The organism is Colwellia sp. 75C3, from assembly GCF_002836255.1.
Lineage (GTDB): Bacteria > Pseudomonadota > Gammaproteobacteria > Enterobacterales > Alteromonadaceae > Colwellia.
The window spans coordinates 117,043-127,125 of record NZ_PJAU01000058.1 but is presented as its reverse complement, the minus strand read 5'-3'; the positions used below and the strand labels follow the sequence as shown (position 1 = coordinate 127,125).

Genomic DNA, 10,083 nt, shown 5'->3' with positions numbered 1-10,083 from the left:
TTTTGAAGATTACCCCATGACTTATGGGTGGTTGCTCGGTAATATAATGTGGCGTATGCACTGTAATGCTTTATCTAATTTCGATAAGGTCGCGACAGTTTCAGATGCAGTTAAAAAAGCTGTCAGCACTTTGGTTACAACCCCGCTAATCACGGTTAATAATGGTGTAGATACTAGTAAATACAAATTCGAAAATATTGATAATACGAGTGAATATGTTAATTTATTGCATGTAGGTCACATCAGTGCACGCAAAGATCCAGAGACTATTATTAGCGCTGTTATTAATTATAATGAGCGACCAATACAGGTTAAAAAGTTAAAACTTACCTTAGTAGGGGGAGGGGAGTTATATGACAAACTTCATATAAAGTGGCAAGGTAATGAATACATAAATGTTATTGGCCGAGTGTCGAATGTCGAAAATTATTTATCGCAATCTGATATATTTGTTTCAGCCTCTCTTTCAGAAGGTTTTCCTAATTCAGTTTTAGAAGCTTTGAGTTCAGGCTTGCCCTGTGTGTTAAGTGATATACCTCAACATGCTGAATTTAATAAATATTACATTGAGAATGACGAGTTTATTTTATTTCGACGTTCTAACGTGACTTCATTAGTCCAATCGCTTGATAAATTTATAAAAAGTATCCATGGTAGAAATATAGGTCAGTCTATTAGAGTTAAGGCTTTAACAACTATAGATTATTCCATTATGTCACGTAAGTATCAGGATATTTACTCTACGATTTCTGTTTCAAATATTTAAAGTTTTAGGTGGTTATTATGGCAGGTAAAATTGCTGTCGCAATGTCTGTATATTGTAAAGATGAGCCAAGTTTCCTAGTACAATCAATTGAAAGTTTGTTAGATCAAACTTATAAAGATTTTGACATATACATTGAAGTTGATGGTGCTGTTTCTGATGAGCACATCAATATACTTAAAAAATACTCTAACTTTGCCAATATATATGTAAACTATAACAACGAGAATAAAGGGTTAGCACTAAGGCTAAATCAGATAATACATAAAGTTTCTAATGTTGGAGGTTATGAATATTTGGCTAGAATGGACGCTGATGATATATGCACCCCTGAACGATTTGCAATACAAGTCGAATTTCTTAAGCATAATAGAGCTATATCAATAGTTGGGAGCGATGTTGTAGAAATAGATGCTAATGGTAATAAAATCTTTTATAAATCTATGCTTTCAACACACGATGAAATATTCGAACATGTGATAAAGAGATGTCCGGTTAACCATCCAACTGTGATGTTTAGAGCATCAGTTTTTGAAGACGAATCTATAACTTATAATCCTCGTTTATTAAATACCCAAGATTACTATCTATGGATCGATATGTTGGCTAAGGGTCACATATTCGCTAATATCAGCCTACCACTTGTTAGTTTTAGAGTTAATGATAACTTTTATTCTAGAAGAGGCGTAAAAAAAGCTATTAATGACACCGTTTCAAGATTTTATGCAATGAAAACTTTGGGTATATATAACATTTCCAATATACAGCATGTTTGCTTATTGTTTTGCTTACGTTTATCCCCATCTTTTATGAAAAAATATATATATAATAAATTTAGATAGAGATAAACATGAATATAATAATTGCGGGTACAGGCTAAGTAGGGCTTTCAAATTCTGTTTTACTAGCACAACATAATAATGTTATAGCCCTTGATATAAACGAAATGCGGTTTTAAAAGCGCATCCAATAATTGGGGAATCACCCTTTGTTGTAGTTTTACCTGATGTTATTCTGGATGATGCTAGCAGCAATTTAAAAACTGAAAATCTAGCTGCTATGTTAACTCGTTTTTATGAAGTTGGTCACAGTCAAATCATGGTAGAGCCTGTAGCTATGGACATGGTTAGTAATTATGGTGTTGCGGATTGTGAAGGTCATCAACTTGCTGCTGGTGAATCAAAAGCTATGACTGCTGTTGTAGAGAAACCTTCTCTTGATGAAGCACCTTCTAATTTAGCTGTTGTTGGCCGTTATGTATTATCAGAGAAAACTTGGGATATGTTAGAATTTACACCTCCAGGGGCTGGTGATGAAATTCAATTGACTGATGCTATTGCTAGTTTGATGAAAATAGAAACTGTTGAGGCGTTTCATATGACAGGTAAGTCACATGATTGTGGTTCTAAGTTGGGTTATATGAAGGCGAATGTTGAGTATGGTTTACGTCATCCCGAGTTAGCTGATGATTTTAAAGCTTATTTGCAAGAAGTAGTGAAAAGTTAGCCAAACGTGTATATGAATTTTTTTTAGTGGTCTGGACTCTCGAAGAAGTGACTAGTTGTATCTCATCACAGAGCCCAGAGTTCACTTACTCTGTAAATCGCGAAACGACTCCGTGTCCTCTGTGGTGATATTAGTTTATAACAAAGAAAATGGATTCCCGATCAGATACTTCGGGAATGACGCAGCCAGAACATGAGTGTTAGCTTTATATAGTCATCGACATGTATAGCGCTCATTTTACCGCAGAAACACTAGAGTGAAGATCCCAGAGAACTTTTCCTTATGGCCTAAACGCTCTTATCTTCGTTAAATCTTGCTTCACCACAAACTCATGAAAACATTCGGCTAACTTATCTGTCTCCTCCAAAACCTTTTCCCAGTACTTAATACGTGTTGTACTATCAAGTTCAGTAAAATCAGTTCTATCTGGGATTTTATTAAAGGGCAGTGACCTAATGAATTTTTCTGAAGGGGCTAGCAGTACAGTATTTTCATAACTACTGGCTAATACCTTTCTCGTAGAGGTTTTATCAAACCAGCCTGCTTTAGGCGCTGAAGTAAAATGAGGATATAGTGTTAGACCGTTCTCTATTTCGCCACCGTCTCGTTCATTACGGTGTTCATGCAGACTGTGTTTGTTGAAAACTCGTTTATCAGAGCCGTTATTGCTCAATGAAAAATCAAAGTGATAATCAATAATACCGCCATCTCGGTAGGTACCTTTTTCTGCTCCATGTATATCCCTCACACCAGACATCACCATAGGGATCGAGCCAGAAGCTAATACGGCGCTTTTAATATTATCAGCGGTTAAGGTTTGGTAAACGTTATTGAAGTTATACGGATCATTTATGATTAAATTGCTGGCTGGATGTTTAAATATATAACGCTGGTATTGTTTACTGAGTAGCTTTCTATCTAACTTGTTCAGCAAGATACTATTAATCAAACCAGCACCTTGCATTATTTTATTATCAAAAGCGGTTAAGCCATTACACTTGGCCACTAAGAAGTGAGCTTTAAATACTTTATTATTGATAACCTCATCAGCACCATTACCGGTAAATAGCTGCTCAACTATACCAACAGCCTTCTCTGATATTTCTTTTGCGCTAGGTTTTGTAGAGTAAACCGTATTGGCGTAGTTATACGCTAACCCCTCAATGGCTTGTACTGGATTATTTTGTGTTAAACAGGCAGCGCGAAACGCTCCTGCGCTTGAGCCAATTAAGTTAAGTTCCGTCGTTCTATTTTTGAAAAAATCACCGAAAAGATACTTATCTAAACCAAAAAGCGTAAACCACTTAGGCCCGCCGCTAGCACCAAGAAAATTAGTAAACAACTCTTGTTTAAATCCCTGCTCTTGAATAGTCTTAAGGGCATTTTTTCCGGAATATATCTCTAACATTACTGCAATAGTCTCATGTTTTAAAGTTGTCGTTTATATCAGTCTGTTTAACGTCATTAAGCTTACTTACGTTAACTGGTAGTCTGAGGCGGCATGGGCATTAAAGAGTGACTGATAAAGGCGCGTAGCGTAATCATCTGTCATACCAGCAATATAGTCGGCTATTACTCGCTGCGGGTTTTGCTTATTATCTATTGCTTGCTGCCAGCGTTTAGCGCTGTTGCTTGGCAGTAATCGGTTAGGATCAGATGATAAGGCTTCAAACAGCTCCATCACTATTTGTTGGCCTCTATATTCCAAACGCTGAAGGCTGGTTAATTTAATCACATAGAAATAAACAAAATCCTTAAATATCTTCAGGGCTTCTGCTGTCGATGCTGATAAGGTTGCGTTATAGCGAAGTAGTGGCTCTGAAAAGTTTATATCATCTTGATCATTGAGATCGGTTAGTGCTATCGCTGTAATGAGGTAGTTTACTAAACCGCCAATAGCGTCTTTTTGTAAATGATGATGATCACTAAAAAGCTTTTCTGTTAAGGTTATGCTGTATTCTTGCAGCCAAGTATCGTCAATTTTCTGTAGCTTTTGTATCACTTCACGGTCAAAGTCATCACGGTTCACTACTCTCGTTACTATGGCATCTTCTAGATCATGAATGCCGTAAGCAATATCGTCAGCTAATTCCATAATGGAGCAGTCTAATGACTTGAATCTGGTTTTATGATGTTTTTTGGTATCTTGCAAAGCTGGGTTTGTAATGCTTGGGCTTTGTTCGCTAATACTTTGCTCACCGGTCTTTTGACCGCTGATACTGTGACTATTCATACTCTGAAACAAGACACGATCAGCTTTGGATAATGGTGCTAGGATCCAGTCGATAATATCTTGGTCGTCACTATATAAGCCTTTAGGCGGATGCCACTCGTAGGATTTAAGTTGTCGAAAGTTAGCTGCAATACTTGGCTTCGACGCTTTGCTCAGTGTTTCAATTAATTGTGGATATTTCATCAAACCAAGCAGTGTCCTTCTGGTTAGATTCATACCAAAGTGTTCACTAAATGTTTCTAAGCGCGCTACTATGCGCAACGTTTGGCCATTGCCTTCAAAGCCGCCATGATCACGCATCATATAATTCAGTGCTACTTCGCCGCCATGACCGAAGGGTGGATGACCAATATCGTGAGCTAAACAAATGGTTTCTATTAAGCTATCGCTAGTCGGAAAAAGTGCGTCACACAGTTCGGGAAATTTGTAGCGTAGTTGTGCGGTAATGCCTGAGCCTATTTGTGCTGCTTCTAATGAGTGCGTTAAGCGCGTACGGTAGAAATCACTTTGTCCGCTACCCATCACTTGGGTTTTAGACTGTAAGCGTCGAAAAGAAGCTGAGTGCATTATTCTAGCGCGATCTCTCTGGAAAGGGTCACGATGATCTTGTTGTCTGTTAGTCACTTTTTTAAGTCGTCTTGCTAACCAAACATCACTCATAACATTCCTACCTCAATTTAACTGCATAAGCTTGAATAAGAAGCTAAATATACGTTATATTTTCTTATTCAAGTCCAGTTTTATACGTTACACCAGTTAGTTAGGCATTAGCAATAAATATGGCGCGTTTAGGGGCAGGGTAACCTTCTATGGTTTTACTGTTATCATTTGGGTCAAGAAAATCTTGTAGTGATTCAGTATCAATCCACTCTGTTTTTCGTTGCTCGTCTAATGCAGTAATGTCAGTATTTACCACGCGAACATTACTAAATCCACAGCGTTCTAACCAAGCACACATGGCTTTTTCACTCGGTAAAAACCAGACATTGCGCATTTTTGCATAACGTTCGCCGGGTACTAGTACCGTGTTTTCATCACCATCAACGATAAGCGTTTCTAATACTAACTCTCCACCTTTAACTAATTGTGCTTTTAATTGATAAAGAAAATCAATTGGTGATCTACGATGATACAACACACCCATGGCAAAAACGGTATCAAAAGCTTTTAGCTCTGGCAGTTGTTCAACACCTAAGGGCAATAAGTGCACCTGGTCATCATTAATAAAATGCTTTATTGCATTAAATTGCATCAAAAATAGCTGCGTAGGGTCAATACCCACAACAAATTCAGCGCCGGCACCACGCATTCGCCATAAGTGATAACCGCTGCCACAGCCTATGTCTAAAACATACTTACCAGATAAGTCACCAATATGCTCAGCTAAACGATCCCATTTAAAATCACTACGCCACTCGGTATCTATATGTAAGCCATGAATATGATAAGGACCTTTACGCCATGGTTTAAATTTTTTCATTAAATTTTCAAGGCGTTTAAATTGACCTTGGTCTAAATCACCTAATTCACCAACTTTCACCGTATTAACTATATCTGTGGTTGTATTAGTATCTACTTGAGGTAAAGCATCTAATGTTTTTTGCCAATGTTTATAGTCACCATGCAGGTTATTGTCGTGCCAATGGCTCAATTGTGCAGGTAAAGTGTTTAGCCAGTGGCCTAAGCGGTTGGTGGCAATTTGTTGATAAAATTTATTGAACTGCTTCATAGAATTCTAATTTTTCGTTTGAATGTGATGAGATTATTTTTAGTTGCCGTTAACTATCATTAATTAACGGTAACCATTTGGATAACAATTATTTAATGGCGATTAGTGAAGTGAAATTGAAACATTGAAACCATAATGATGCATGACCAAAGCCTGCTTGGCTTAAACGTTCTTTATGTAACTCAAGGGAATCAGTTAGCATTACTTTTTCAAGGGCGCTACGTTTTTGAGCAACTTCTAATTCACTATAACCATTATCTTTTTTGAAGCTATGGTGTAAGTCAATTAATACATCATCAATAACATGATCATCGCTGGATATTTTTTCAGACAAAACCAACAAACCACCAGGGTTAAGTCCCTTCGCTATAGTATTTAGCAACGCCTGTCGCTGGGATTTTTCGATAAACTGTAAAGTGAAATTCAACACTACCATTGAAGCATTTTCAATTTTGATATCTTGGATGTTACCTTCAAGGATAGTGACAGGAGTATTTCCTTTAAAAGCATCAACATGCATTTTACAGCGCTTTACCATATCGCTAGAATTATCCACACCAATGATTTTGCAGCTTTTAGCGGTAATGCCTTTACGCATTGAAAGTGTTGCAGCACCCAAAGAGCAGCCTAAATCATAGACATTACTATTTTCTTGGACAAAGTGTTGGCTAAGTCGACCTATAGTGTCGATAATAGTATTATAGCCCGGCACAGAACGAGAGATCATGTCGGGAAAAACTTCAACTACTTGTGCATCAAAGGTAAAGTTCTTTACTTGCTTATGTGCTTGTGAGTAAATTAAATCGGTATCAGAATCTTGCATTGTCTTTGCTATATTCACTATTGTGTTAAGTTAGTATCGATAATGGCTTATTTTAACCGATCTTATTAGCAACGCTATATTTATAGGGTGTTTTTTTGAATTTTTTTTATAAACAGACTTGTTACTTTATTTTAATTACATTGTATTTGACTATTTCAAGTCATGCAGTGTTTGCTGAAAACGTCGTCACCGAAGTTAGTAAGGTGACAAAACCAGACTCTGTGGTTGTTAAAAAATCGTTCACTATTGCGATTAATGCAACCTCTTTTCCCTATCACTCAATTGACGAACAGGGTAATGCTATTGGTTTGATGGCAGATATGTGGCGTTTATGGGCCAAAAATCAGCAGGTTGAAGTCAAGTTTGTTGTATTGCCTTGGATCGAAACCTTAAGTGAAGTAGCCAAAGGCAATATCGATATTCATGGTGGTTTATCAATTATTGATTCAAGGCGTAAAACACTTCAATTTAGCCAGCCACTCTTTTCTATTTATACTCAGCTTTATGTACATCAACAACTTAATAATGTTAATAGCCTAGCGGATGTAAAGCCCTATAGCATAGGGGTAGTAAAAGGCTCAGCACATGTTGATATTCTACAAAATAATCACCCTGATTTAGCCTTGAAAACCTATGATAACCGCCATGATTTATACCGTGCAGCGTTAAATAATGAAATTTTAGTTTTTACCGGTTTAGAAAAGCTGGCCGATAATTTCCCTGATCACGATAGCTTAAGACAACGTTTTCCCGTACATAAGGAATTACGCTATCAACAAGGTGACTATGGTGTTGCGGTTGCTAAAAATAATGTTGCGTTACTGAGTTTTATCGAACAAGGTTTTAAAAAAATATCAAGACAAGAGCGCATCGCCATTGAAAGAAAATGGTTAGGCCTAGATAAACAAAAAGACAGTTTACTTATCGCCTTTTCATCACATTACCCACCTTATATGGGCGTTAGCCCATCAGGGGAACCACAAGGTTTATTGATTGATGTATGGCGCCTATGGTCTAAACAAGTGGGTATTAATGTTGAATTTGTCGCCCGCGATATGACTGAAGCATTAGATCTTATTGCGGAACAAAAAGTTGATGTGGTTTTGGCTTACCCTGATCATGCAAAAACACCTGAAGAGACGCTTTTTTCTAAGCCGATTTATTTATCTGATGTGCAAGTGTTTGTTAGTGAAAACGTCAAGGACAGTGAAGGAAAGCAAATCCATTCACTCGAACAATTCAGTCAACAGTTTAGTGAACATGTCATTGGTATTTGGCAAGATTCAACATTTAAAAAGCAACTGTTAGCACAATATCCGCAATTGAATATCCGTTACTTTAGTAGCCTTACCGAGATGTTAATCGCTGCGGAACAGGGTGAAATATCGGGCATAGTCGGATTGGTTGATTTAATTAATGCACGATTAGTTCAAAGTAACTTACAGGCGCTATTTTATCGATTAGCAAGTCCCGTTATCACCTTGAAACTATCCCCGGTTATTCATCAAGAAAATAATAAATTAATAGAGATTATTGACCAAGGTTTTAATGAGTTAGATATTAATACCCTCATTAAAATAGAAGCGAGGTGGTTGAATGGTAATTCAGGTGAATATTATTTTAAGAAGCAAGCGCAAAAAATTAGACTAAGTGAAGCTGATAGAGCTTATTTAGCGTCTCATGGAAATATAAAAGTTGGTCTTATTAAAAATCTATCACCAGTTGAATTCATTGACGAAAATGGAACCTTCTCTGGTATTAATCGCGATATTATTAATTTAATTAGTGATAGAACCGGTATTGTATTTGACTATGTTGCTTTTGATACCTGGCAACAATTATATCAAGCATTATTAAGTAATGAAGTAGATATGCTAGGCAGTATTACACCCACACCGGAACGTGAAAACCTGATACTATTTTCTGAAAGTTATTGGCAAATGCCATGGGTAATGTTGCATCCGTTATATTCTGGCCGAAAAACGAAACTTGAAGATTTTTATGGTAAGCAAGTGGCTATTGTTAAAGGATATTATTTGATTTCCTGGTTACGGAAACAACACCCTTTAATAACCTTTAAGTTAGTTGATAACCGAGAGCAAGCATTAGCAGCACTTCAGCAAGAACGTGTGGATGGTTTCATCACTACGATGGCATCGGCGACACAACTATTAAAACAAGAAAATATTCTAACGTTAATGATATCTATGATGGAAGATGTCAGCCTAGATAAAAGTCATTTTGGTATAAATAAAGAGTTGCCGTTATTAAAATCAATAATCAATAAAGGCCTGTTATCGATTACTGATAAAGAGAAACAAATCATTTACGACAATTGGTTTACCCTCGCAATTAAAACAGGGCTTGATAAAAATGTTGTATTGCAAGTAGGTGCGCAAATAGGGGTAATAATTTTATTAGTGCTCGGCGTTATTGTTATGTGGAATAGACGATTACAAATCGAAATAAAACATCGAGAGCAGCTTGAAAAAATAATGAAACATATGGCAACTCACGATGAATTAACCGGGCTTGCTAATCGCGTATTATTAAAGGATAGATTAAACACTGCTATAGCGTTTCATCAACGCCAATCACTGAAAATGGCGGTATTATTTATAGACTTAGATGGTTTTAAAAGCATAAATGATACTCATGGTCATGATGTTGGTGATGAATTATTGCAACAAGTTGCGGTTCGCTTACAGGGCTGTGTCCGAAGTTCAGATACAGTAGTACGCTTTGGCGGTGATGAATTTGTTTTACTATTAACTGGTTTACATAGCCCTAATGAAGCGGCCTATGTTGCAGAGAAAGTACTAAGGTTGATGCAAAAAGAGTTTGAACTGTCGAAAACGAATGCTTTTATCGGCTGTAGCATTGGCATTGCCATGTATCCAGATGACGGCGATAACGATACAGAATTGCTTAAAATTGCTGATACTATGATGTACAAGGTAAAAGCTGCCGGTAAAAATCATTATCTATTCAACTAGTTTTTTACCTTCTCTGTGGGACATTGTGCTTCA

7 protein-coding genes and 1 pseudogene are annotated in these 10,083 nt (G+C 36.9%); 4 read left to right on the top strand and 4 right to left on the bottom strand.

The window, feature by feature from the left end:
* The 3 genes and pseudogenes from CXF85_RS17395 to CXF85_RS17385 all read left to right on the top strand — a co-directional run.
* The coding region (locus tag CXF85_RS17395; protein ID WP_232771249.1) for a glycosyltransferase at positions 1 to 766 on the top strand (766 nt) is incomplete at its 5' end.
* A gap of 17 nt (positions 767 to 783) precedes the next feature.
* The gene (locus tag CXF85_RS17390) at positions 784 to 1,605 is read left to right on the top strand and encodes a glycosyltransferase (RefSeq protein WP_101229910.1); all 822 of its coding nucleotides are present in this window, start codon (positions 784 to 786) and stop codon (positions 1,603 to 1,605) included.
* 103 nt (positions 1,606 to 1,708) lie between these two features.
* Positions 1,709 to 2,269: pseudogene (locus CXF85_RS17385) on the top strand (sugar phosphate nucleotidyltransferase); the annotation flags it as partial.
* 280 nt (positions 2,270 to 2,549) lie between these two features.
* Here CXF85_RS17385 and CXF85_RS17380 read toward each other — a convergent pair.
* The 4 genes from CXF85_RS17380 to cmoA form a co-directional block, all read right to left on the bottom strand.
* Positions 2,550 to 3,677, bottom strand: coding sequence for a patatin-like phospholipase family protein (locus CXF85_RS17380; RefSeq protein ID WP_101229909.1), 1,128 nt, complete (start codon positions 3,675 to 3,677; stop codon positions 2,550 to 2,552).
* 66 nt (positions 3,678 to 3,743) lie between these two features.
* Positions 3,744 to 5,162, bottom strand: coding sequence for a deoxyguanosinetriphosphate triphosphohydrolase family protein (locus CXF85_RS17375; RefSeq protein WP_101229908.1), 1,419 nt, complete (start codon positions 5,160 to 5,162; stop codon positions 3,744 to 3,746).
* Between the two features lie 100 nt (positions 5,163 to 5,262).
* Positions 5,263 to 6,231: a tRNA 5-methoxyuridine(34)/uridine 5-oxyacetic acid(34) synthase CmoB gene (gene cmoB / locus CXF85_RS17370; protein WP_101229907.1), complete on the bottom strand. Its 969-nt coding sequence runs from the start codon at positions 6,229 to 6,231 to the stop codon at positions 5,263 to 5,265.
* An 88-nt stretch (positions 6,232 to 6,319) separates the two neighbouring features.
* Positions 6,320 to 7,054, bottom strand: coding sequence for a carboxy-S-adenosyl-L-methionine synthase CmoA (gene cmoA, locus CXF85_RS17365; RefSeq protein WP_101229906.1), 735 nt, complete (start codon positions 7,052 to 7,054; stop codon positions 6,320 to 6,322).
* Positions 7,055 to 7,149: 95 nt separating this feature from the next.
* Between cmoA and CXF85_RS17360 the strand changes: the two genes are divergently transcribed.
* A complete protein-coding gene (locus CXF85_RS17360) occupies positions 7,150 to 10,050 on the top strand; it encodes a transporter substrate-binding domain-containing protein (RefSeq protein WP_101229905.1) in 2,901 nt (966 codons plus the stop codon).
* Positions 10,051 to 10,083 lie beyond the last annotated feature (33 nt).